Here is a 24,805-nt window from a genome sequence, read left to right on the forward strand (position 1 = left end):
AAAATTATAAAAGAAAATAAAATGTCACAGTTCAGAAGTGCCGATTGGTTTGGAAAAACAGGTAAAATGGGGTTCTTATACAGGAGTTGGATGAAAAACCAGGGTATGCCTGCCGACCTTTTCGACGGAAGACCGGTCATCGGGATCTGCAACACCTGGTCGGAGCTAACCCCTTGCAATGCACACCTACGGGACCTTGCCGAAGCTGTTAAACGCGGGGTTTACGAAGCAGGCGGTTTCCCGGTAGAGTTTCCCATCATGTCCTTAGGCGAAACTTTGCTTAAACCAACCGCTATGCTTTTCAGGAACCTGGCCAGTATGGATGCGGAAGAGTCAATACGGGGCAACCCGATAGATGGAGTGGTGCTGCTGACCGGCTGCGACAAAACTACGCCATCTACCATGATGGGAGCGGCCAGCGTAGGCTTACCTACCATCGTAGTGCCGGGCGGGCCAATGCTCAACGGTAAATATCGCGGCGCTGATATCGGATCGGGCACAGCGGTATGGAAGCTGACCGACGACCTCAAAACCGGTAAAATAACCAGCGATGAATACCTTGCTGCTGAAAGCTGCATGTCAAGAAGTGCAGGCCATTGTATGACGATGGGTACCGCGTCTACTATGGCCTGTATGGTTGAGTCGCTTGGCATGTGCCTTTCGCAGGCCGCGGCTACCCCGGCGGTCGACTCCAGGAAAAAAGTACTGGCACAGCTATCCGGCAGGCGTATCGTTGAAATGGTAAAGGAAGGTTTAACGATATCAAAAGTTCTTACACGTGCCGCTTTCGAAAACGCTATTAAAGTAAACGCGGCAATAGGAGGGTCAACCAATTTCATTATACATCTTACGGCAATTGCCGGGCGTATCGGGGTAGACCTGTGCCTGGACGATTTTGACAGGCTGGGCAGCAGAATACCTTTGTTACTCAACCTCATGCCTTCCGGAAAATACCTGATGGAAGATTTCTACTATGCAGGCGGGTTACCGGTGATCTTGAAAGAACTGAGCAATGAGCTGGATATGGGTGCAATAACCGTAACGGGTAAATCGCACGCGGAAAACATCAAAGGCGAGGGTATCTGCTATAATAATGAGGTTATTGCAGCATATAATACCCCAATTATCCCTGAGGCCGGTATAGCCGTTTTAAAAGGGAACCTCGCCGTAAATGGTGCTGTCATCAAGCCTTCGGCAGCAACGCCAGCACTGATGCAGCATACTGGTCGGGCAGTGGTTTTCGAAACTATTGAAGACTATCACGCAAGGGTTGACGACCCGCAACTTGATATTGACGAAACCTGTGTGATGGTGCTTAAAAATGTCGGGCCGGTAGGTTATCCCGGCATGCCCGAAGTTGGCAATATGGTGCTGCCAAAAAAACTGCTGGATAAAGGTATTACAGATATGGTAAGGATCTCTGACGGAAGGATGAGCGGTACCGCATACGGTACGGTTGTGCTCCATGTTTCACCGGAGTCCGCCATCGGCGGTAACCTGGCGCTGGTTGAAAACGGGGACCTGATATGCCTCGATGTACCAGCCAAAAAAATAGAGCTGCTTGTAGATGAAGTTGAACTGCAAAGACGGCGGTTGTTATGGCAAAAACCTGCTTATCATACCGATAGGGGGTACGTATCTATGTATCAGCGCCATGTGCAGCAAGCCGATAAAGGAGCCGATCTGGATTTCCTGGTTGGAAATTCAGGATCTGTTGTAACCCGCGATTCGCATTAAATTAACCTGATTGTAAATGACAATATTAATACTGATTCTTTGTATTTTATTGCTTATAGCGCTGATAACATGGGCAAAAGTGAATGCTTTTCTTGCCTTTATTATCGTAGCACTGTTGGCGGGCTGCTTTTTCGGTATGCCATTTACAGCGGTTATCGTATCCATAAATAAAGGACTGGGCGATACCTTAGGTTCGGTAGCGATCATTATTGTATTAGGTGCCATGCTGGGTAAATTGGTTGCTGAAAGCGGTGCCGCGCAGCGGATAGCCCATTTCATGCATGATTTGTTTGGTGCCAGATATGTAAGCTATGCCATGGCCCTTACAGGCTTTATTGTAGGGATCCCATTGTATTACAATGTCGGGTTCATACTGCTGGTCCCTATCATTTTTTCGGTTGCCTCCAGCTACCGTTTACCGCTGTTGTATGTGGGAATGCCTATGCTTACGGCGCTATCTGTAATGCACGGCTTTTTACCACCTCATCCTTCGCCAATGACACTCATCAGCGTTTTTCATGCCGATGTAGTAAAAACATTTGGCTATGGGCTGATCATCGCTATTCCTGCTATAATAATCGCAGGACCGATGTTCTCGGCCACCCTTAAAAAAATTGGGCCTAACGGTTTGCAATTTACCCATAGTTCGGCCGCCTTGCCTGTTCATGAACTACCGGGTATTGTTAACAGCATACTATCATCTCTTTTACCTGTAGTATTGATTTGCCTGGCCCATTCGCTGCCTGTGCTTTTTAGGGATAATTCTTTGATAAAGAGTTTATCTGAATGGCTCGCCGAACCAATTATAGCCATACTGGTCACCGTAATTATAAGTACGTATACGCTTGGTTTGCGTAAAGGCAGGTCATTGGCAAAAATAATGGATGGGTATGTGTGTGCAGTAAAAGATATAGCCATGGTATTGCTCATCATTGGCAGCGCGGGTGCGCTGAAGCAAGTATTTGTAGATAGCCATTTAAGCAATACCCTTGCCGGTATGCTGGTCAGCAGCACCATGCATCCCTTGTTGTTGGCGTGGCTGGCGACGGCTTGTCTACGAATTTGCCTCGGCTCGGCTACGGTGGCTGGCGTAACCGCCGCGGGCGTGTTGTTCCCGATAGCCCATCATGCGGGCGTAAATACCAATTTACTGGTGCTGGCTATCGGAGCGGGTAGCTTGTTTGGCTCGCACGTAAACGATACAGCTTTTTGGCTATGCAAAGAATATTTCGGGTTATCAGTAAAGGAAACACTTCGCTCATGGACGGTAATGGAAAGCATGGTAGCTGTAATAGGGCTTGTCGGCGTCTTGTCGTTAGACTGTTTACTATAAATAGATTATACCAGTACATGTATATAAACCAATTTTAAACCCAAACCCTGCATAACATGAAGAAAAAGCGATACTAAAATGAAAAGCGGCTTTTAAAGTTACCGCCCCGAGAAGTTCTTTCACAACTACCAATTTTGAGAAAGAAGTTAAAGTAAGATTTGCCAATTTGAATTAACCCTAAAATTATGGAAAAAGAAATCAAAGTATCAGGAATGATGCTGTCCATTGCAATAAGTGTTCTTTTTACACTTATGATTGCAGGGCATGTGCAGGCGGAAAGCGCCGTCGCAGCCCGAACCAACCCCGAAGTGGGGGTACAAATAGTTACCGGTAAAGTGACCGACGAAAAAGGCGGCCCGCTTATCGGCGTTAGCGTAAGCGAAAAAGGAACAAAAAATGGTGTTTTAACCGACGCGAACGGTAATTACAAACTCCAGGTATCTGCCGATAACGCTGTTTTACTATTCAGCTACGTAGGCTACAACCCAAAAACCGAGCCCCTTAACGGGCGCACTACGCTGAATGTAACGCTTGAGCCAAAATCAACTGCTATCAGCGAGATTGTAGTAACAGCGCTAGGTATAAAGCGCGAGTCTAAAAAATTGGGATATGCGGCAGAAAACATACGCGTTGGTGAAATAACAACCAACCGTTCAACAAACTTTGTTAATTCACTTGAAGGAAAAGTCGCCGGTTTAGACATTTCTCCACCGGCAAGTGGTCCCGGCGGCAGCACCAAGATCAGGCTGCGGGGGCAATCAGCGTTCCAGGGTGATAATGCGCCGCTGATCGTATTAAACGGCCTGCCTTTATCGCAAAGCCCGTCAAGTACCAACGGTTACACCCAGTCGGTGGATCTCGGCGATAATATGCAGCAGATCAACCCGGACGATATCGAGTCGATGACTGTATTAAAAGGAGCTACAGCCGCGGCGCTTTACGGTTCAAGGGCAAGTAATGGCGCGTTGATCATTACTACCAAAAGCGGTAATAAAAATGGCGGGATAGGTATTGAGTTTACCTCTAACTTTACCCAAAACAAGGCCCTGGATTTTACAGACTTTCAGTATGAATACGGACAAGGCGAAAATAACGTGCGCCCAAAAACACAGGGACAGGCGCAAAGTTCGGGCGCATGGAGCTTTGGGGAAAAATTTGATAATGCGCCTACCTACCAGTTTGATGGCGTTCAACGCCCTTACGCGCCCGAAAGAAACCGGATCAGCAAGTTTTTCAGGCTCGCCAACGCCTGGACCAATACCATCGCGTTTTCAGGCGGTAATGAAAAAGGCAGCTTTAGGTTTTCTTATTCAAACCAGGATGCGCAAGGCATCATACCTAACAATGACTATCATAAAAAGATCTTCAATCTGGGGCTCAACTATAATTTCACCCCCAAATTGTCTGCGCAGATCTATGTGAACTATGACCATGAGAACAACAAAAACCCTCCGGTTATTGGCATCCAGGGATCTTCGGTTACCAATTATATCTACCGTTACAGTAACTCGGTTAGTTTGGATGTGTTAAAAGCGGCCGCGGTTGATGCAAACGGCAATGAAACGCCCACATCACGTTTCACTACGCTTACCAACCCGTACTGGATCATGAACAAGCAATTTACCAGGCAAACTAAAGATCATCTTTTAGGTACCGCTACCCTGCGATACCAGTTTTTTGACTGGCTTTATTTACAGGGCCGTGTAAATATGGAATATAGTCCATCTTATTACGAGCAAAATTCGCCCACTGGTACTTTAGCAAACGCGGCTGCACCGGTTGGCCTTTATAACGGCAGCTATAACTCAAATGATAATACTTACCGCGCGCTGAATGCCGACTTCTTATTAGGCGGCGGCCACAAATGGGGCCCATTTTCTTTTGATGCCACGGTAGGTGGAAATACATTCCCCTCTTCGTCACAGGGATATACCGTTACCGCCACAAACTTTTACGTAAGGGATTTTTATACCCTCGGAAATGGCGTAACCAATACCTCGGCCTTTGCGGTTTCCAAATCAACTGTGAACTCGCTTTATGGCACCGCCGAGTTTGGCTATAAATCATATTTGTTTTTAAATGTAACCGGCCGTAACGACTGGTTCTCGGTGCTAAGCCCTGAACATAACCATTATTTTTATCCATCCGTAAGCGGCAGCTTTGTTTTTTCGGAGTTTTTAAAGAACCCGCCTTCATGGCTCACCTTTGGAAAGATCAGGGCGACTTATGCTAACGTGGGTAGCGCTAACGGTATTAACCCGTACAGTAATTCGCTCACGTTCACGCTTTCACAAAACGCGTTTAATGGTGTTCCGCTGGGAAGTATCAGCAACGTTACTACGCCAAATCAGGCAATTAAACCATATAGCGTAAAAGAAAAGGAAATAGGGCTTGAACTGCGTATGTTCAATAGCCGGGTAAACCTGGATATAGCCGCGTATGATAAGCATACTACCAACCAGATCTTAAGTGTGGCTATTTCCAACGCGTCTGGTTATACCGGTACCATTGTAAACCTTGGCGAGTTACAAAATCGTGGTATGGAGTTTTTGCTGGAGTTAGTGCCCGTCAGAAAACCAAACTTCACCTGGCGTTCGGCATTTAATACGGCCATAAATTCATCTAAAGTTTTAGCACTGGCTAACGGTCAAAATCAACTCACGCTGGGCGCAGGAGAATTCTTCGGCTCCATTGTCGACCAGGTAGGTCTTCCGCTGAATCAGATCCAGGGTTCAACCTACCGCAGGGATGCTAATGGTAAAATCATCGTATCTGGCGGTAAGCCCGTAGCAAGTGCTGCTCCCGTGCTTTTTGGCAGCGCATTGCCTAAAGCTACAGGTGGTTGGGTAAATACATTTACTTATAAAAGGTTTACCCTGATGGCGCATATCGATTATAAAACCGGCGGTAAAATATTGTCGAGCTCCAACCTTAACTTCCTGAGGGAAGGTTTATCAAAAGAGTCGCTGGTAGGCAGGGAGGGAGGCGTAAAGTTTGACGCGGTGAATGCAGACGGTACTCCTAATACAACCGCAGTGAACGCCGAGGATTTTTATGCTAATTATCGTTCGCAGGGCATCCTGGATCCTTTCGTTTATAAATCGGACTTTATCAAGTTGAGGAATCTTTCGGTTAGCTATGATTTTTCGAAAATGATGAAAACCAAATTTATTAAAGGGCTTGTGCTTTCTGCAGTGTGCCACAACGTGCTGATCATCAAAAAATACACACCTAATATCGATCCGGAGGCTATCTCATCAAGCGGTGATATTTTAACCGGTTACGAGCAAAGTTCGCTGCCTACCACGCGGACTTATGGCTTTAACCTAAACGTCAAATTTTAAAAGAGTACGATCATGAAAAAATATATAAAGATCATATTGTCCGCGGCCTGCCTGTTTTCTGCAGCAGGTTGCGATAAAGGGTTCAGAGAGTTGAACGTTAATCCAAATAACACTACCAGTCTCGATCCGGTGTTTTTGTTTTCCAACGCGGAAGTTTTAACATATGCGGCATTAATGGAAACTGAACCAACGGTTGTTCAGCAGTTTATTGATCCTTTTGGTGGGGTTACCTCAGCATTTAACTTCAATGTATTAAATCAAACCTACACGGTGATGCGGTGGAATAACGCTTATCCAAACACCATAAAATTTCTTGAGCATATCCTGCCGGATATCAAAGGCAACGCTTCCCGGTCTAATTTATATAACGAAACCAGGATATGGCGGGCTTATAATTACATGATGCTGGTTGACACTTACGGCGATGTGCCATATAGCCAGGCTGGCCAGGCTTACCTCAATTCTGCTTTTTTGCCTAAATACGATAAACAACAGGATATTTATGCCGACTTGGTAAACGAATTGACGACGGCCACCGCCGCGTTAGACCCTGCGAAAGATCTTGTTAAAGGAGACGTGTTTTATGGAGGAGATATTACGCAATGGAAACGCCTGGGCTACTCACTTTTGCTGCGTATCGGAATGCGTTATTCTAAATCAGACCCGGGCAAGGCAAAAACAATTGTTCAGGCAGCTGTTACCGGAGGAGTAATGCAATCAAATGCCGATAATTGTTACCTGAAATACAATAACACATACCCCAACCTGGTTACCCAGCAAATTCAACAGTTAACTAATACTTATTATCTTGCCGAGCCGTTTGTAACACAATTAAAAAACACTGGTGATCCAAGGCTGAAGTATATTTCAGCGATGTATGCTGACCCCGGAAAAGCATTGTCCCTTGCGCCTGATACCGTATCAGCTGATCAATTTGGTTTGCCGATAGGCTATGATAGCGGTACGTTGCCATCAGCGCCCGGATTTCGCGGTGTGAGCGGATCAGGGTTCAAATATTCGCAGGTAAATTACAGCGTATTTGGTAAAATAACCGCTCCGCAGTTCTTTGTAACCTATGCCCAAACGCAGTTGTTACTGGCCGAGGCGGCTTTTAGGGGATATATAGCAGGTACGGCAAGTACTTATTATAATAATGGCGTAAAGGCCGCTATGGATCAGTTTGCCAGCTATGATGCCACTGCAGTAATAGGCGATGATGCCAAAAACGCTTATTTGAATAACCCGGTAAATGCATATTCTGAAACCAACGCTTTGAAACTGATAAATACCCAGTATTGGATCACTTCATTCGGGAACGGCGCGGAAACATGGGCTAATTTCAGAAGGAGTGGGTACCCTGCATTAGCGCCAAATACCTACCCGGGCAGGCAAATTAAAGGCAACTTTGTACGCAGGTACACCTACCCGCAAACAGAAGCGGCCATTAATGCCGATAACTACAGGGCGGCGGTGGCCAGCATAGGCGCGGATGACCTGGATACACCTGTGTTTTGGGATAAATAAATTATCCCTGATTAATTACACTTCACTACCCCGGTGGCATTTGGCGCCGGGGTATCATTAAACGGGCCACCAAACGTTGTGGGTCGCTGAAGTAACTGTTTACTATCGAGTGTTCAACTTTTAAAAGTGTGAACAGTTGATATTTTTTCAAAATCAATTGCCATTGATAATCAATGACTTAAGGTTGGATTAAAATCTAATAAATCTTAAATTGAACAAATTGTTATTGATAGTCAATTAGTTGTGAAATTGTATTTTCATCGATTGAACACCCGTTTTTTAAAAATTGAACACTGACAAGATATTGTCACTAATTCCTCGCTGATGCAATTGCGCCTGCGTAACTACGGGTTCCCAAATCCGTAGTTCGATTTTTTAACTAATCGTTTAATGTCTTTGATCCATATCTTCCGGCCGTCAGTTTCCAGTACGCCTTCCTCTTTAAATTCTTTTAATAGGCGGATCACATTTTCCTGCGCTATCCCTGCCATGCCGGCCAGGTCCATTCTTGAGATATTGAGAATAACATCTTTTTCACCTGAGCCGTCCTCTTTAAATTTTTCTCTCAAAATGATCAGCGAAATAGCGAGGCGTTCAGATGCTGTTCTCTGAGAGATCACGGAAATACTGTTGGCCAATACACTAAATTCATGGCTCAATGATTTCAATAAGCGCCGCATGAAAAGCGGCGATCTGTCCAGAATGGTTAAAAAGTCCTCTTTAGGGATAAAACTGATCAGGCAGTCTTCCAATGCAGCCGCAGAATCAGGGCAACGTTCTTCCGCCAAAATCGCGTGATATCCTATTAATTCGCCTTTATTAGCTACATATATGATCTGCTCCCGGCCATTCCGGTCAACTTTATATTTTTTTATTTTTCCCTGGTGAATAAAATAGATACCGGAAGGTACAATGCCTTCCTTGAAGATGATTTCTCCTTTTTGATATTTCTGCGCGCCTTGCCGGGAGATTAAAAAGTTATAATCTTCTTCGGAAAGTGTATTAAGAACAGATTGTGTTGTGAATTCCCACTTATCAATTGGAAAAATTCCGGATAAACTCATATTACAAATATATAAATTTAATGAAGCCGATGTTATTGGCTGGTATGACCTGTATGACCGGAAAAACCCTTACAGCATGTACAGGCGCGGGCTTGCCGTCTAAAACTGATAAATATCAGTTTGTTTGCTGATGTCATACCATATCAGGCCTTTATTATAAGCATAGCTTTGTATTAATGGTAAGAACATCAAAATCGTGGGCAATGCTCCATGCAAAATGCCCGCGTTGCCGCAGGGGCAATATGTTCGAAGGAGCAACATACCGTTTGGGCTCCAACAAGATCAACCTGAATTGCCCGCATTGTCAGATGATCTTCGAGATCGAGCCCGGCTATTTTTATGCGGCGATGTATATCAGCTACGCCATGAACGTAGCAGAGGGAGGCATCTTGTGGGCCGCCACTTTCCTGATAACCCAAAATAACGATTCGCCATGGTTATATCTCACCACCATTCTCGGTGGCTTGTTCTTGCTTGCACCTTTGAATTTCAGGTATTCCCGTGTAATATTACTTTACTGGTTATCTCCCAAGGTCCATTATCACCCCGAACTTGATATTGAAATACCGGTGGATGGGAATAAATTTAAATGGTTTCAATAATGAACAAGATGATGAATTTGTTCAGGCCCAAGCTGATTGACACCCTTAAAGGTTACACCCCCGCGCAATTTTATAAAGATGTTGTTGCCGGAGTAATTGTAGGTGTTGTTGCTTTGCCCCTGGCCATAGCTTTTGCCATTGCTTCAGGCGTATCCCCCGAAAAAGGAATTTTTACGGCTATCATTGCGGGGGCAATTATATCCGCATTGGGAGGCAGCAAGGTACAGATAGGAGGGCCTACAGGCGCGTTTATCGTTGTTGTTTACGGGATCGTTCAGCAGTTCGGTGTGAGCGGATTGGTTATTGCCACATTTATTGCCGGGATCATTTTGATTATTATGGGGGTAGCTAAATTGGGTAATACTATCAAATACATTCCCTATCCGCTGGTCATTGGTTTTACCACCGGGATCGCGGTCATCATTTTTTCTTCAGAAGTTAAAGACTTTTTGGGGTTGAAAATGGGAAATGTCCCTGCTGATTTTATCAGTAAATGGATCGGCTATAGCCGGCACCTGTCTTCACTGAACCTTTATGCCTTGTTTATCGGGGTTTTTACCTTACTGGTTGTTTTGCTGTGGCCCAGGGTAACCCGGAAAGTTCCCGGTTCGCTGATCGCAATTGTCATAAGCACACTGCTTGTCCGGTATTTTCATCTTCCCGTAGAAACTATTGGCAGCCGTTTTGGAGTGATCACTGCTGCTTTACCGCACCCGGTTATGCCAGATGTAAGCCTGGAAACCATCAGGCAATTGATCAGGCCTGCCTTTACCATCGCTTTGTTGTGCAGCATTGAGTCTTTATTATCAGCCGTTGTGGCAGATGGCATGACCGGCGGAAATCACCGGTCTAATACAGAGCTCATTGCACAGGGAGTGGCCAATATCTGTTCATCTGTTTTAGGGGGAATTCCGGCCACCGGCGCAATAGCAAGAACGGCTACCAATATAAAAAATGGCGGAAGTACACCCGTAGCTGGGATCATACATGCCATTACCTTACTTCTTATTATGCTTTTTATAGGCCAATGGGCAGCGTTGATCCCCATGGCAACACTTGCAGGTATATTGATGGTGGTAGCCTGGAATATGAGTGAACTGGGGAATTTTATAGACGTATTTAAAGGCTCAAAAAGTGATGCTTCCGTTTTGTTGATCACTTTCGGCCTCACCGTATTGGTAGACCTGACCGTAGCTATTGAAATTGGGATAATTGTTGCCGCTTTTCTTTTTATGCGTAAAATGATGCAGTCCAGTTCGGTACAGCAAACTATTTTGTCTCCAGATCAATTATCTGATGATGAATTTAACCAGTCAGCTATCCCCAAAGGGGTTGACGTTTTTGAGATCAATGGCCCTTTGTTCTTTGGTGCGGCCTATAAATTTAAAGACACAATGAAAGTGCTGGAAAAACCCGCCCGGGTATTGATTATCCGGATGGGGAATGTACCCGTCATTGATGCAACCGGTATCAGGGTATTAAGGGATGTTCATCAGGAAATAAAAAAGAAAGGAACTAAACTTATCCTGTCGGAGGCAAACAGCGAACAGGTAACAGGAGCGTTAAAAAAGACGCGTTTATTATTTCAAATCGGGAAAGGCAATGTCCGGGACACATTTGAAAAAGCATTAAAACGGGCAGATGAAGTTTTATCGGATACCGATCCCTCAAAAAAATCCTATGCAGGTTAATAAAGGCTTTGATCTGTTATAATGCTGGTATTAAATAGGGTAACGCAAGGTCACCGCTCTGCTTATGGCCAGCACCAATCCCTGATCAAGAGGGCGATCTTTATCCGGATCTTTTTCGATCCATAGTTTATTTAAACTCAGAATAAAGGTGTAGCTTTTAGCATCTAAAAGAATCTCGAGGGTATGGTTCTTTTTACTCGGGGCAGCAATGATATAATAAATAAAATCATGCTGCTGATAAGTAACACGTAAAGGAAATCCGATCATATATCAAAAAGAATGATTTGTCAGGCTGTTATTGATAAAATAAACCAAGTCAAAGGTTGACCAGGTTTATTTTCCCAAAACAGTTCTTAAACTATTGTTGATTGCTTTTCTTTTCTGTTATTTCTTTACGGATATCTGTTGCCATAACTTTTAATTGCTGCATAGCATTTCTAACCCTGGTTCCTGCAGCTTTGTTGCCTTTTTCGTAAAAGCTGAACATGTCTTTCTCTATGGCATCTATCAAATCTTTTGCCGCTTTAAATTTTTCCATTGTGTTTTGTGTTAAATAAATAATGTGTTTGATTTTGTTTTTTAGCCAGTAAGGTTAAATATTTGGCTTAATACCGTCAAAATGGTATCAACGCAGAGGATTAGTTACCTCCGATCTGTGCCAGGTATTGTTCTGCCGTCAACAGCGACTCGCGGTCGTCTGCTAAGCTTACCAGCACTTTGATCATCCAGCATCCATAAGGGTCCTGGTTCACCAGTTCGGGTTTAGTTTCAAGCAAAGGATTAACCGCTATTACTTTACCATTTACCGGCATAAAAAGGTCTGATACTGTTTTTACCGCTTCAACTGTGCCAAATATGGCCTCTTTAGCAATGATCTTGTTCAGGCATGGGATATCAACATAAACGATATCACCTAATTCCTTTTGTGCAAAATCGGTGATGCCGATCAATGCATGGTCCTGCTCGAAGCTGATCCATTCATGGTCTTTGGTATAAAATAAATGTTCGGGGTAATTCATGATTTTTATTTTTTATCGTTCAATTATTATTTAATAAAGATTGCCGCGTTTATCAGGCCTGATTTGAATGTTTTCTATAGCAAGGCTGAACCGGCTCTTTTACTTCTTGATCCACATTTTCAGCACCCGGCTATAGGAATTGTTCATTAATTGATAACTGACCGGAATCTGTTTTTCCGGTGCATGGAAAGTAACCAACCGGGTGCCGGCCGGTCTTTTGTTCAGCATTTCGTAAATGAACAAAGTATAGTAGTTGTACAGATCAAACGAGGTATTGACGCTATAATCGATCCTGATGCTTGGTTCTATGTTTTCATAAAAAGGATTGAAAAAGTAAAAATGATCAAACAGGTCGTAGTCCAGGTTAGTGAGGTTACCATGCATAAACTGCACATTGGGTACACCTATCTCCGCTTTGGCTGATTCTGCATAATTGAACAACTCTTCCCGTTGCTCAATGCCATAAAAGGTAGCCTCCGGATGATAAACGCCCGACGCGATACAAAATTTACCGACACCGCTGCCAATATCCAGGATTCTGGCCCCCGGAGCTGCGAGGAAATTGCTGGCTTCGAGCGAAATGTCCAGGCCAGTCCAGTGCATTTGTGATAGCTCCCGGATGTGTATCGGATACAAAGTATCGAAAGCCGCGTCTTTGCGGAAATAAGAAATGCTTATTGTATCACTATACATAAAAAAGGAAACTGCATGTTATTCACGTGTTTAAGTTAAATCGTAATTAATCTTTGACCCACAACTGAAGTAAGGAATCATAAGCGAGATCTTTCATGCTGTAATCTATCGGAATAATTTCTCCGAAACTCTGATAGGTTACTACTCTGGTACCCGACGGTTTATCATTCAGCATCGATTTTAAATACCGTGAATAATAAGCGTAGAGGCCGTAGGAAGTCTCTATATGATCATCAATAGCGTTTTCCTGGTCTAAATTTTCAAAGAAAGAATTATAGAAATAGAAATGGTCAAATTGATGAAAGTTAACCTGGGTGATATTGGCATGTATGAAACTGACATTGTTAATATCCAGGTATCTTTGTGTGGTTTGGGCGTAATGCACCAGTTCATGCCGCTGTTCAACCCCGAAATAAAAAGAATCAGGATAAAAATGCGCCGCGGTTAAGCAGAATTTTCCTATGCCGCTACCAACATCCAGTACTTTGGCGCCTTTTACTGCTAAATATTCGGCGGCTTTTCTGGCGATGGCAATAGGCGTCCATTGTTTTTGTGATAACGACTGCAAATGCTCCGGGTAGAGCCAGTCAAATTCCGCATCATTGCGGAAAAAACAATCATTGGGATTTTTTTTCTTAAAAAGTGTCGTCGCGCGCTGCTGTTCTTCGGGCCGGTCGGGAAATGCTGAAAATGGATATTGTGTTGGCACATGCAAATATATCCGCCATTACAGGCCGCTTTACCTGCAAGAAATCAATGATAAAGATGATATTTATCAGTTTTAGGTAGCAGGGTTTGTATAATTGAGGCAGGAATGATCCGACCGTAAACAAGTGCCTTCGCGACATTGTTGGCGAAGGCACTTGTTCAGTTAAACCATATGGCCCGCCACCGGCAGCGGGAGAGCTATCACATCTGCAGGTATGCCGAAAGCCGCCGCCATGATCTCATGGGCATACACTTCGAAGCGCGAATCATAGGCGCCTACCGTCAGGATGGCTGCATTCCGCATGCGCTTATCAAGTGTTTTAACGCCAACCCAGCCCGGGAGCCACATGCTCCAGGATTGAAGACAGCACATGCACATTGTAATCAACACCTAAGGTGTTAGGTATCGTCAAAAGCACCGTATCTGCTTCCTGGATGGCTTCATCTTTTGATAGTTCGGCGATCAGCCGGTCTGGTTCAGCGGCATAACTTCTGCCGAAGACCGCCCGCTTATCCGCTTCGATATAACCGAAACTGTCTGCTCCTTTCCCTTGCTGGCCAAAATAAAGCCTGTCCTGGTCGTTTACCAATGCAAAAATAGAACGGCTTACTGACACCCTTGGCTCGCGATCATGACCGGCCTTCTTCCACGCCTCTTTATACACCCTGATTTGCTCGGCCTGCTGCACATGGAAAGGCTTGCCGCTTTCATCAAACTTTAATGTGGAACTTTGCAGATGCATTCCCTGTTCGGCTGCCCAAACAGCCGTGGCGTTCGAAGCGGCGCCCCACCAAATGCGTTCCCGCAGTCCTTCTGAGTGGGGCTCTAAACGCAACAAGCCCGGCGGATTTGGAAACATAGGGTATGGGTTTGGCTCGGCGAAACCAACACCTTTTAACTTATCCAAAAACACCAGCGCTTTTTTACGCCCCATATCCGCATCGTTTTCGCCCTCGACAGGCTCATATCCAAAATAACGCCAGCCCTCGATCACCTGTTCCGGAGAACCGCGGCTGATGCCCAGTTGTAACCGCCCGCCCGAGATCAGATCGGCCGCACCGGCGTCTTCAACCATATACAGCGGGTTCTCATACCGCATATCGATAACGCCTGTGCCGATCTCAATCCGACTTGTTTTTGCACCGATAGCCGATAGCAAAGGAAAAGGAGATGCCAGTTGAGATGCGAAATGATGGACACGGAAATAAGCGCCGTCAAGGCCGATTTCTTCGGCAGCAACCGCCAGATCAATAGACTGCAGCAAGGTATCAGCCGCGGTACGCGTTTTATATGCAGGGTGGTCGGACCAGTGTCCGAATGATAAAAAGCCAATTTTCTTCATACTAACAACAAATCTAAGGAATGAATCGCTGGTTAGGTATCAGGGAAAAGTCAAGGTTTTAGCCCATGAACCGCGGTTTTTTGTCCGCACCCATTTTGGATTGAGCGTATTTTGCGGTTTATTTGTTCCAAAAAACAGCATGGAAATCATAAAAGTACCGGAAGTTACACGTCACCATTCCCACATTTCGGCTGGTGAGATCACTTTCGTGGATTATCATGATAAAGGCAGCGCTTTCCGTACGCGCGTTTTTTTTAGCCGGTGCGCGGTCAGCTTTGTACAAAATGGTCAAAAACAGATCTATCGCGCCGCTGAAAACACTATTCTTACTCCGGGCTACGGCATGCTGATACCTGAGGGCAATTCAATTATTGCCGAGCACAGCAATAATGCCGAGCCCTATGGTAGTGTAATTGTCTTTTTTCCGCGCAGCATCGGGCAGGAATTCACGGTAAGCCGCCCCGGTAAAGGGGGAGCCAGCGCCGGCGATGCGCCGTATATTTATTTCAAGACCAACACTTATATCAACGAGTATGTGCGCAACATCAAATCCCTGATCGCTGGCAGGCAAAACCTTTCTTACGAAATGGCCTTACTCAAGCTTACCGAATTGCTCACCGCTTTGCACGAGTTGGCGCCCGAACTTTTGACCGGCATGTTCGGCACCCCTGCAGATATATCCCTTAAAACTGTTGTTGAAAATAACCTGTTGGGCAGTCTTACACTCGATGAACTTGCCTTTCTGAGTAACCGGAGCGTGTCGTCATTTAAGCGTGACTTCGAAAGAGATTACGGGGTAGCTCCTCAAAAATACATCCGGGAGCGGAAACTGGAAATGGCATGTACCGAACTGCTAAAAGGCAAGTCGGCCAGCGAGCTATACCTGGACTACGGTTATCAGCACGTGTCCAATTTCAACACGGCTTTCAAAAGGAAATATGGCGTAACTCCGGCGAATTACCGTAAAACGCCATAATTTGAGCTTTTCTCATTATATTCTGAACTTTCCGCAACATTACCTTATGCAATACGCAGGCATATTTGAGGCATGAAAAAATTCATCCTCTTTTGCGTTTTTGCAATCAGTTACTACTGCTCTTCAGCACAGACATTCACCCTTAAAAGCGCAGACCTTGGCGGTCAGTTTACCAATGAATTTGTGGCCGGCAACTTTGGCTGCAACGGACAGAACCATTCGCCGCAGCTCGGCTGGTCAAATGCACCTGCAGGTACAAAAAGCTTCGCGATTACCATGTATGACGCTGATGCCCCCACAGGGAGCGGGTTCTGGCATTGGGTGATTGTCAATATCCCCCCGGTTGTTACGGAACTGAAACGTGGAGCAGGTGACCCAAAAGTCAGCGCGGCGCCGGCCGGTAGTTTGCAAAGCATTAATGACACGGGCGCCGCCGGGTACCAGGGGCCCTGCCCTGGTGAAGGAGAAGCACCGCATCGTTACATCATCACGGTTTACGCGTTGAATACAGATAAATTGGGTATTGCAACTGGCACGCCGGCTGCTTTATCAGGATACCTGCTTAACAAAGCGGCCCTGGCTAAAGCTTCCCTCGTGGTTTATTGCAAGCGATAACCTGGAAACAAAGCAGATATGAAAACGATTTATATTGTCGGAGCGGGCGTCATTGGCCGCACGCTCGCGGTTATATTAAAGCATGCCGGTAAGAATGTGCTGTTGATCCGTGGAACTGTTGATGGCTTGCCGGGCACATCTGAAAGGATCAGGATTAACTTGCCAGACGGATCAGAAGTAAGTGAAAACATTGATGTAAAAACTTTCAGTCAAATAAAAACGATTGATGGTATAGTTGTCATCACCGCCAAATCATTTGCCAATAGCGCTTTAGCGGCGAAGTTAGCTTTGAAGGGAGTCCATTATCCTGTCGTCCTTTTGCAGAATGGTCTGAATGTGGAGCAGCCATTTATCATGCTTGGTTTTACGCAGTTATATCGTTGCGTGTTGTTTGTGACGGGCCAGTTTACCTCCGAAAACGTGGTACGGTTCAAACCGGTAGCAACCTGCCCGGTAGGGGCGATCAATAGCAATGAGGAAAGTCTTGCAGCGGTCGTATCAGAAATGAATAGCCCTGCATTTTCCTTTAAACCAGAATCAGACATCCAGGCAGTGATCTGGAAAAAAGTGATCGTCAACTGTGTGTTCAACTCTGTGTGCCCTTTGCTGAACATTGATAACGGTATTTTTCACCGTAATAATGAAGCGCTGGCAATCGGAAAACGAATAATTAAAGAGTGTATCCAGGTGGCTAACGTTTGTGGCGTCTCCCTTCCGGAGGAAGAGGTAACCGAGACATTGCTTGCCATCAGCCGCTCATCCGAGGGACAATTGATATCTACCCTGCAGGACATCAATGAACATCGTCTTACGGAAATCGCCACCCTCAACCTGGAGATCGCACGGATAGCCAAAGAGCTGGGCATGGAAGATATGGTAAAAGAAACGCGCCTTTTAGGGGAACTGACAGCGATCAAATCAAGCTTAAGCCTGATTCAATAATTAACCGGCCTTATGCCTATCTATCATGCTGCAAACCGGAAGCAACTGATCCGGATAGTGTATTATTTTGCGCGGTTCAAGTGAGGGGCAAAATCTGCGGAGTTTTTGATAGTTGTCGTTTTTCATTTTCCTGCGGTATGTAAAGCAGGCAGCACGGTTGATCGACCGGGTTTGCTCCAAAAGTGTTCGGAAGAAATAAAAAAAGCGAGGATTGTGCGATTCCCTCCCCTGGAAGGGTGTAGAGAGGGGTTTCATTCACAGACTTATTCGCCTGAAATGACGTATATACCCCTCCCTGCCACCACGAAATCCAGCCGCCCCCCTCCCAGGGAAGGAATTAAAAATCTTCCGAACACTTCTGGGGTTTGCTTCGGCAGACAGTTGGGGACGGTTACGGATACGCATTGTATATCTTAGCAGGCTGTTTGAAAAAATCGAATTATGATAACTTAGCGGTTACAATCGTTATAAACCAGTCAAACGGAATACTTATTCATCCGCGCGCAAAGCTACCGATACCTGTTCCCGGAAAATAAAATAGAAGCACTATCGTCTATGAGATTTAAAACTCTTTTGATCTTCACTTCAGCGGCAATGGCGGCGGTCGTTACCACACCTTTGTTCGCTCAAAAAACAAAGCCAGGCAATACGCCTAAAATCGTTAACATTGTCAATTTTATCCGCGACATCGAACCACGTGATGCGGGTATCACCAAAGATGTCCTGTACCAGACCGTGGTAAACCAGATTGCGCTGATGAAGCAATATCACCTGGGCGGAACTTTTTTGTTACAGTACGATGCCCTGATTGACAAGCGCTACCAGGATTTGCTGAAAACACTTCCGAAAGATGAGTTTGAGATTGGGGGATGGTGGGAACTGCCGCAACCGCTGATTGAAAAAGCTGGGATCAAATGGCGGGGAAAATATGCCTGGGACTGGCATTCAGACATCGGTTTTTCTGTGGGTTACACGCCTGCCGAACGCGAAAAGATCATCGACGTTTATTTTGCTGATTTTAAAAGCATATTCGGGTATTATCCCAAATCCATCGCTTCATGGGTCATCGATGCGCATTCGCTGAATTACATGTACGATAAATATAAGATTGTTGCCTCTGCCAACTGTAAAGACCAGGTAGGTACCGATGGTTTCACCCTGTGGGGCGGTTACTGGAACCAGGCGTATTACCCGAGCCGTTTAAACGCTTATATGCCTGCCCAGCATGCAGATAGGCAGTTGCCCGTGCCCGTATTCAGGATGCTGGGTAGCGACCCTATACGGCAATACGCCGATGGCAGCTCGGTAACCACGCTTGAGCCTGTTTACCCCCACGCGGGCGGAAATGAGCAGTGGATCAACTGGTTTTTGCAAACTTTTGCCAATGATTCCTCGCTCGGCTACAATTATACGCAGGCTGGGCAGGAAAATTCATTCACCTGGGATGCCATGAAAAAAGGGCTGGAATGGCAGATGCCGGTTATTGCCCGTCTCCGCAAACAGGGCAAGGTTCGGGTAGAAACCATGGCGCAGTCGGGCGAATGGTTTAAACGTACCTATAAGGTAACCCCAGCTACAACCTTTACGGTAAGCAGGGACCTGGCAAACAGCGATAAAAAAACCGTTTGGTATAACAGCAGGTTTTACAGGACCAACCTGCTTTGGGAAAATGGTACGTTGCGGATAACCGATATCCACCTGTTTAACGAAACCGTGCCGGATAAATACCTGAATAACGTTACTACCGTTAATCAAAGTTTCTTTTACACGCTCCCGCTGGCAGATGGTTTTCAATGGGGAAAGCGCGGCAAACCTGAGGGCTTTCGCCTGATGATGAACGACGGGGGCGGGGAGGTGCCGGTTCAGGGAGGAGATCCTGTTTTCACAAATCTGAATACGACGACGGCCCATGCTTCATGGCCTGTTGGTAAAGGTTATTTCGAAATCAATATGAGCGAGAAATCCCTGACCATCACAGCGAAGAACCATCCGGCCGGCGACTGGTCCCTGGACTTGTGCATTGCTGAAGGCGCTAAAACCCCGTTTAAACAATTGACAGGCAACAGCGCCCTGTATGAATTTGATGGCCATACCTACCGGCTTGCTATGCAGCAGGGCACCCTGGAAAAAGCCACTAATGGCTGTTTATACCGCATCAGGCCACAAGACCAGCGTGTTGTGTTATTACTGGCCGATCAATAAAAGATCTGCCGGTATACCAGCGACACCTGGGAAATTAATAAGCTGATACAAGATATTCGCCGAAATTATTGAAGAGCCCCTGAAGTGTTTTCAGGGTTTCCGGTTCGGCGGCTTATAAAAGCGCAAAAAACTATGCGAAACCTGGCCGGGATTTGTGTAGGTTTATTAAATACAAAATTGAGTACCAAACCCGGGAACCTTTATTTAAAACATGAAAAAGTATCTTGTAGTATTATTTAGCGTTCTTATCTTATGTTCATTTAAAGAAAAAGAATTGACATGGGTTGCCATAGGCGACTCGATCACTTACCTGAACGATCATCCTGACGAAACCGGAAACAGGGTAAAAAAAGGGTACCTGACGCGCGTGACGGAGTTGTTACCCAACCTGCGGTATATTAACCAGGGCCATAACGGCTGGACATCCGGTGGCATTGCCGGGAATATTGACCGCCTCGGTTTGGTTAAGGCCGACATTTATTCCGTTTTCCTGGGTACCAACGACTGGTGGCAGGGAAGGCCTGTCGGAAAGATTGACGATTATGTGCAAGGCACCGGAAATACAACCGCATATGGTTCATTCCGGATCATTATCGACAAAATCCGTCAGTTGAACCCGGAGGCAAAGATCGTACTGATCACGCCTATGCAGCGTAATGATTTTGTTTATATCTCCGATGCTAATAATAATGCGTTTGGTTCCTATCAGGAAAAGAACGGACAATCGCTGGAGGATTTCGCAAATGCCGTAATTGCTATCGGACGGTATGAGCAGGTTCCTGTAGTAGACCTTTATCACCATCCCTTGCTTAAAATGGAGGACCTGGTAAGATTTAAACGATTAAAGGACCCCAAAAACGGCATGTACAGGAATTATATTTATCCCCAGTCGGTCGGAATACCTTTTGATCCTAAAAACGACGAATATCCTTATCCGCCGGCCGCAGTCAATCTTACTTATGATGGGTTGCACCCTTCAGATAAAGGCAACGTTATCATTGCGGATGCTGTTACGCAGGTGTTTAAACAATTAGGTCTTTCACCCAAATGAGATAAGTACATCAGTCATCAGGGCCAACAATCAAAATGTATTTTGACTACTTTAAGCACACCCCCCTGTCGCTGTTTTTATCATCCCGTTGTTGTTTAATGCTATTTATAATACAGCATATGCCAGACTGGGGCTATTAAGCTCAAATACGAATCGCTATAACCGAACAACCATATGTTCGGTTGTGTTACACTAAATATATAAACAAGTCGGTAAGTTTTTGTGTATCAATATGTTGTAAATTTGGAACAGGGATTGCGCCATTTGAAGTAATTGAATACCTATATATTCCATATCAACGCCTACGACCTGGCCTTTTTGGGAGCTATTTTCATCGGGATGGGCTTTGCTTTGCTTTTATGGTTCACTAAAAGGATAAACAACGCCGCTAACCGGTTTTTCGCCCTGGCTTTGATCGTTGTTGTTTTGCACATGGCCCGCATATTAGCCATTGACATTCAACTGGCAACTTATATCCCTTATTGGAGCCGGTTACCGCTGCAATTTTCGCTTGGGTTTGGCCCCCTGATTTTCTTTTATGTACTTAAAATAACCCGGCCGAAGTATAAATTCAGATTTAGAGATTTACAGCATTTTATTCCGTTGTTGCTCGAACTGTGCACTCAGCTATTGGAAATTAACGATAGTATTAAAACAGGCAAAGCCGCTTATGATACACTGACCTTTCACCGGCTGAACCCCGCATTTCAACTGCTTGCGTTTATTTCCGTCATTATTTATCTGTATGCCTCCCACAAGCTGATGGCAAACTTTTACCGGAGTATTAAATTTACTGGGGGAGATCGGTACCGGCACGAAATGAGATGGCTGCAACGTTCGCTAACCGGTTTCGGCATCTTGTGGCTGTGCTGGATGCTCCTTGCGGTCACAAACCACTTTTATTACCATAATCAATTAGGAATGCAGGCTTACTACCCCCTGTATCTCATTTTAGCGATATTGACCATCCGGATGGCGGCTGTCGCTTTTTTAAGGCCGGAGGTTGGCTTACACTTGGTTGCTCCGCGGGTTTTTAAAGCGGCGTTACCGGGAGAGTCAAAGCAAAAGGGTACCTGGCTGAAGAAAGTCATGAAAGCCAACCTGTATTACCAGGATCCGGAACTTAATTTACGTTCGCTGGCCGAAAAACTCGACCTGCATCCCAATGAATTGTCCCGGATCATTAATACAGTGCTCAAAAAAAGCTTTAATGATTTCATTAATGAGTATCGGGTTGCCGGAGTGGTCCGGAAAATGCAGGATCCGGCTTATGATCATTTGACCCTACTCGGCATAGCCTTCGAATCAGGATTTAACTCAAAAACCACCTTTAACCGCACTTTTAAACAAATGACAGGTAAAAGTCCGGTCGAATATAAACTTGAACTGAAAAAAGAGCGACCATATTATAACTTGGAACGCCAAGCCCATTTTACGCCGGTAATTTTAAACCAGGAAACAGCACCCGGCTGGACCGTTAAGAAACCAAATCGAAACGTTATGTTTAAAAATTACTTCAAAATTGCCTGGCGTAACCTGATACGCAATAAAAGTTATGCTACTATTAATATTACCGGTTTGGCAATAGGGATAGCAGCCTGCCTGCTCATATTCCTAATTGTTCAATATGAAACCAGTTTCGACAGTTTTCATGCCAATAAAGACCGGATCTATCGTATTGTTACGGTGAGCAGCGGCCCTGACGGAACGCATGCCGGCCAAGGGACGCCACTGCCGCTAATTGAAGGATTGAAGCTTGATTTTCCGCAAATAAAGCAGCTGGCTAACATTATGAAGAATGATGGCTCGCATTATACTATAGGTGATGGGCGTAATGGGATTCCATTGAAAAAATTTAAAGAAGATCTGGCTTATTATGCTGATCCTGGTTTTTTCCAGATGTTTGATTTCAAATGGCTGGCGGGAGATAAAAACTCAGCTTTAGCCGAACCTAAAACCATTGCACTATCCCGTGATGAAGCAAATAAGTTTTTCGGCGACTGGCGTAAGGCGATGGGGAAAACAATAAGGTACGAAAACAAACGCGATCTTAAAGTGACCGGGATCTTTGAGAACACCCCGGTCAATACTGATTTCCCAATGAAGCTTGCCGTTTCCTGGCTAACGCTCATTGAAAAAGGAGGCGACCTCAGCGGCAATGCACAGGATTGGGTAAGTACCTTCGGCGATAGGAATTGCTATATTATTTTGCCCCCCGGTATGATCGAAAAACAGTTTAATGCCGAGCTGGCGGTGTTCGCAAAAAAGCATGTGCCGGCACCTTATAATAAAAACGAGATATTTCAACTACAGGCATTAAAACACATGCATTATAATACCGAGGTAGGTGTGTACAGCGGCCACCCGTTCAGTAAGCAACTGATCAGTGTTATCAGTTTGATCGGTTTATTTTTGCTCATTATTGCCTGTGTTAACTTTATCAACCTGGCTACTGCCCAGGCTGTAAACCGCTCAAAAGAGGTGGGTATACGTAAGGTTTTGGGTAGTAACCGCTATCAATTAGTCATTCAATTCATCAGCGAGACCCTGATCATTACTTTATTCGCGGTTATACTGGCCGCGATAATCTCGCTTGTGGTATTACCGATGTTGAACAACCTGCTCGAGATCCGGCTGAGCGGGAGTTTCCTGGGAGATCCAATGGTGATCTTGTTTTTAGCAGGTGTGGTTATCGGGGTTACTTTTTTAGCCGGGTTCTATCCGGCACTGGTTTTATCAGGATTTAACCCAATAGGGGCATTAAGAAATAAGATCAACGCCGGCCGCGCAAGCGGAATTTCGTTACGCCGGGTGTTAGTGGTGGCGCAATTCTGCATAGCACAGTTCCTGGTGATCGGTACCCTGGTGCTCATCTACCAGATGAATTATTTTAGGAACAAATCGCTTGGGTTTAATAAAGATGCTGTAATTACTGTTCCCTTCCCCGGCGATAGCGTCAGTCGGGCAAGAGTAGGTGCGCTAAAAGACCAGCTTTTACAGCAATCGGGTATAAAAGATGTAAGTGTAAGCCTATACGGCCCGTCTGATAATAGTGGTTGGTTTAGCGATTTTAAATTCAATAATTCACCTAAACAGGTGGACTTTGCCGCCTGCCTGAAATGGGCCGACGCTGATTATTTTAGGTTATATGATATTCAATTTTTGGCCGGTAGTCCATACAAAAAAACAGATACCATATCAGGCTATGTTGTTAATGAAACTTTGATACATAAACTGGGTATTACTGATCCAAAACAAGCCATAGGCAAATATATTATGCTCTGGGATGATAAAAAATTAAATGCGCAGATTACTGGCGTGGTCAAAGATTATAATGTGGCTTCGCTGCGTAATGCTATCCCGCCTGTATTGATGGGCCCGTGGAAGAGGCAATATTCCAAGTTGAATATCAAAATCCAACCTCAAAACGTAAGGCAAACTCTTAGCGGTATTGAAAGCCTATGGAACAAAACTTTCCCGGAAGGCGTATATGAATATCAATTCCTCGACAAAACAATCGCTGACTTTTATAGAAATGAGGATGAATTAGCCACGCTTTATAAAATATTTGCAGGTATAGCCATATTCATCTCGTGCCTTGGCTTGTATGGCCTGGTATCGTTTATGGCTTTACAACGCACTAAAGAAATGGGTATACGTAAAACGTTAGGGGCCACTGTAGGCCATATCGTGTACCTGTTCTCCAAAGAATTTACAGTACTTATTGTCATCGCGTTTGCTATATCAGCTCCGATAGGTTACTATTTTATGCATAAATGGCTGCAGGATTACACTTATAGAATTACTATCGGCCCGGACATATTTATTGGAGCGATAGCAGCATCGGTGGCGATTGCTTGGACAGCTGTAGGCTACAAAGCTGTACAAGCGGCACTGGCTAATCCTGTGAAAAGCTTGAGGAGCGAGTAGCGGCGAGCGTCAACTTAGTATATGGTTGTTG

General features: G+C 45.1%; 20 protein-coding genes. 12 read left to right on the forward strand and 8 right to left on the reverse strand.

Annotated elements, in window-relative coordinates; genetic code table 11:
• Window positions 1-21: 21 nt before the first annotated feature.
• The 4 genes from ACP26M_RS06720 (at window position 22) to ACP26M_RS06735 (ending at window position 7,938) form a co-directional block, all read left to right on the forward strand.
• Window positions 22-1,737: an IlvD/Edd family dehydratase gene (locus tag ACP26M_RS06720; protein ID WP_426587307.1), complete on the forward strand. Its 1,716-nt coding sequence runs from the start codon at window positions 22-24 to the stop codon at window positions 1,735-1,737.
• A 16-nt stretch (window positions 1,738-1,753) separates the two neighbouring features.
• Window positions 1,754-3,070: a gluconate:H+ symporter gene (locus ACP26M_RS06725; RefSeq protein WP_426587309.1), complete on the forward strand. Its 1,317-nt coding sequence runs from the start codon at window positions 1,754-1,756 to the stop codon at window positions 3,068-3,070.
• 185 nt (window positions 3,071-3,255) lie between these two features.
• The gene (locus ACP26M_RS06730) at window positions 3,256-6,414 is read left to right on the forward strand and encodes a SusC/RagA family TonB-linked outer membrane protein (protein ID WP_426587311.1); all 3,159 of its coding nucleotides are present in this window, start codon (window positions 3,256-3,258) and stop codon (window positions 6,412-6,414) included.
• 12 nt (window positions 6,415-6,426) lie between these two features.
• Window positions 6,427-7,938: a SusD/RagB family nutrient-binding outer membrane lipoprotein gene (locus ACP26M_RS06735; RefSeq protein ID WP_426587313.1), complete on the forward strand. Its 1,512-nt coding sequence runs from the start codon at window positions 6,427-6,429 to the stop codon at window positions 7,936-7,938.
• Window positions 7,939-8,282: 344 nt separating this feature from the next.
• Here ACP26M_RS06735 and ACP26M_RS06740 read toward each other — a convergent pair whose 3' ends face one another.
• Window positions 8,283-9,002 carry a Crp/Fnr family transcriptional regulator gene (locus ACP26M_RS06740; RefSeq protein ID WP_426587315.1) on the reverse strand — a complete coding sequence of 240 codons (720 nt, stop codon included), beginning with the start codon at window positions 9,000-9,002 and terminating at the stop codon, window positions 8,283-8,285.
• A gap of 203 nt (window positions 9,003-9,205) precedes the next feature.
• Here ACP26M_RS06740 and ACP26M_RS06745 point away from each other — a divergent pair, with 203 nt between their 5' ends.
• On the forward strand, window positions 9,206-9,604 hold the full coding sequence (locus tag ACP26M_RS06745; RefSeq protein ID WP_426587317.1) for a DUF983 domain-containing protein: 399 nt from the start codon (window positions 9,206-9,208) through the stop codon (window positions 9,602-9,604).
• Entirely contained in the window at window positions 9,604-11,295 is a 1,692-nt protein-coding gene (locus ACP26M_RS06750) for a SulP family inorganic anion transporter (RefSeq protein WP_426587319.1), read from the forward strand. The genes ACP26M_RS06745 and ACP26M_RS06750 overlap by 1 nt, the downstream gene beginning before the upstream one ends.
• A 30-nt stretch (window positions 11,296-11,325) precedes the next feature.
• Here the strand turns inward: ACP26M_RS06750 and ACP26M_RS06755 are convergent, their stop codons facing one another.
• From ACP26M_RS06755 to ACP26M_RS06785, 7 genes are all read right to left on the reverse strand, one after another.
• Window positions 11,326-11,562 carry a hypothetical protein gene (locus ACP26M_RS06755; protein WP_426587321.1) on the reverse strand — a complete coding sequence of 79 codons (237 nt, stop codon included), beginning with the start codon at window positions 11,560-11,562 and terminating at the stop codon, window positions 11,326-11,328.
• A 91-nt stretch (window positions 11,563-11,653) separates the two neighbouring features.
• Window positions 11,654-11,833: a histone H1 gene (locus ACP26M_RS06760; RefSeq protein ID WP_426587323.1), complete on the reverse strand. Its 180-nt coding sequence runs from the start codon at window positions 11,831-11,833 to the stop codon at window positions 11,654-11,656.
• Between the two features lie 100 nt (window positions 11,834-11,933).
• Entirely contained in the window at window positions 11,934-12,314 is a 381-nt protein-coding gene (gene gcvH / locus ACP26M_RS06765) for a glycine cleavage system protein GcvH (protein ID WP_426587325.1), read from the reverse strand.
• Between the two features lie 99 nt (window positions 12,315-12,413).
• A complete protein-coding gene (locus ACP26M_RS06770; protein ID WP_426587327.1) occupies window positions 12,414-13,007 on the reverse strand; it encodes a class I SAM-dependent methyltransferase in 594 nt (197 codons plus the stop codon).
• A 46-nt stretch (window positions 13,008-13,053) separates the two neighbouring features.
• Window positions 13,054-13,716, reverse strand: coding sequence for a class I SAM-dependent methyltransferase (locus ACP26M_RS06775; protein WP_426587329.1), 663 nt, complete (start codon window positions 13,714-13,716; stop codon window positions 13,054-13,056).
• A gap of 162 nt (window positions 13,717-13,878) precedes the next feature.
• Window positions 13,879-14,064, reverse strand: a complete 186-nt coding sequence (locus tag ACP26M_RS06780) for a hypothetical protein (protein WP_426587331.1) — start codon at window positions 14,062-14,064, stop codon at window positions 13,879-13,881.
• Window positions 14,036-15,058, reverse strand: coding sequence for an LLM class flavin-dependent oxidoreductase (locus tag ACP26M_RS06785; protein WP_426587333.1), 1,023 nt, complete (start codon window positions 15,056-15,058; stop codon window positions 14,036-14,038). Before ACP26M_RS06785 ends, ACP26M_RS06780 begins: the two co-directional genes overlap by 29 nt.
• Window positions 15,059-15,197: 139 nt before the next feature.
• Between ACP26M_RS06785 and ACP26M_RS06790 the strand changes: the two genes are divergently transcribed.
• From ACP26M_RS06790 to ACP26M_RS06815, 6 genes are all read left to right on the forward strand, one after another.
• A complete protein-coding gene (locus ACP26M_RS06790) occupies window positions 15,198-16,034 on the forward strand; it encodes a helix-turn-helix domain-containing protein (protein WP_426587335.1) in 837 nt (278 codons plus the stop codon).
• 72 nt (window positions 16,035-16,106) lie between these two features.
• Window positions 16,107-16,649, forward strand: coding sequence for a YbhB/YbcL family Raf kinase inhibitor-like protein (locus ACP26M_RS06795; RefSeq protein ID WP_426587337.1), 543 nt, complete (start codon window positions 16,107-16,109; stop codon window positions 16,647-16,649).
• 18 nt (window positions 16,650-16,667) lie between these two features.
• The gene (locus ACP26M_RS06800) at window positions 16,668-17,591 is read left to right on the forward strand and encodes a ketopantoate reductase family protein (RefSeq protein WP_426587339.1); all 924 of its coding nucleotides are present in this window, start codon (window positions 16,668-16,670) and stop codon (window positions 17,589-17,591) included.
• 555 nt (window positions 17,592-18,146) lie between these two features.
• A complete protein-coding gene (locus tag ACP26M_RS06805) occupies window positions 18,147-19,793 on the forward strand; it encodes a hypothetical protein (RefSeq protein ID WP_426587341.1) in 1,647 nt (548 codons plus the stop codon).
• 211 nt (window positions 19,794-20,004) lie between these two features.
• Window positions 20,005-20,844 (forward strand): SGNH/GDSL hydrolase family protein, encoded by an 840-nt coding sequence (locus ACP26M_RS06810; protein ID WP_426587343.1) that lies wholly within the window; start codon window positions 20,005-20,007, stop codon window positions 20,842-20,844.
• A gap of 273 nt (window positions 20,845-21,117) precedes the next feature.
• Complete coding sequence (locus ACP26M_RS06815; protein WP_426587345.1) at window positions 21,118-24,774, forward strand: ABC transporter permease; 3,657 nt, start codon at window positions 21,118-21,120, stop codon at window positions 24,772-24,774.
• The last annotated feature ends 31 nt before the right edge of the window (window positions 24,775-24,805 follow it).

Source organism: Mucilaginibacter sp. R-33 (genome assembly GCF_049949235.1).
In the GTDB taxonomy this organism is placed as follows: Bacteria; Bacteroidota; Bacteroidia; order Sphingobacteriales; family Sphingobacteriaceae; genus Mucilaginibacter.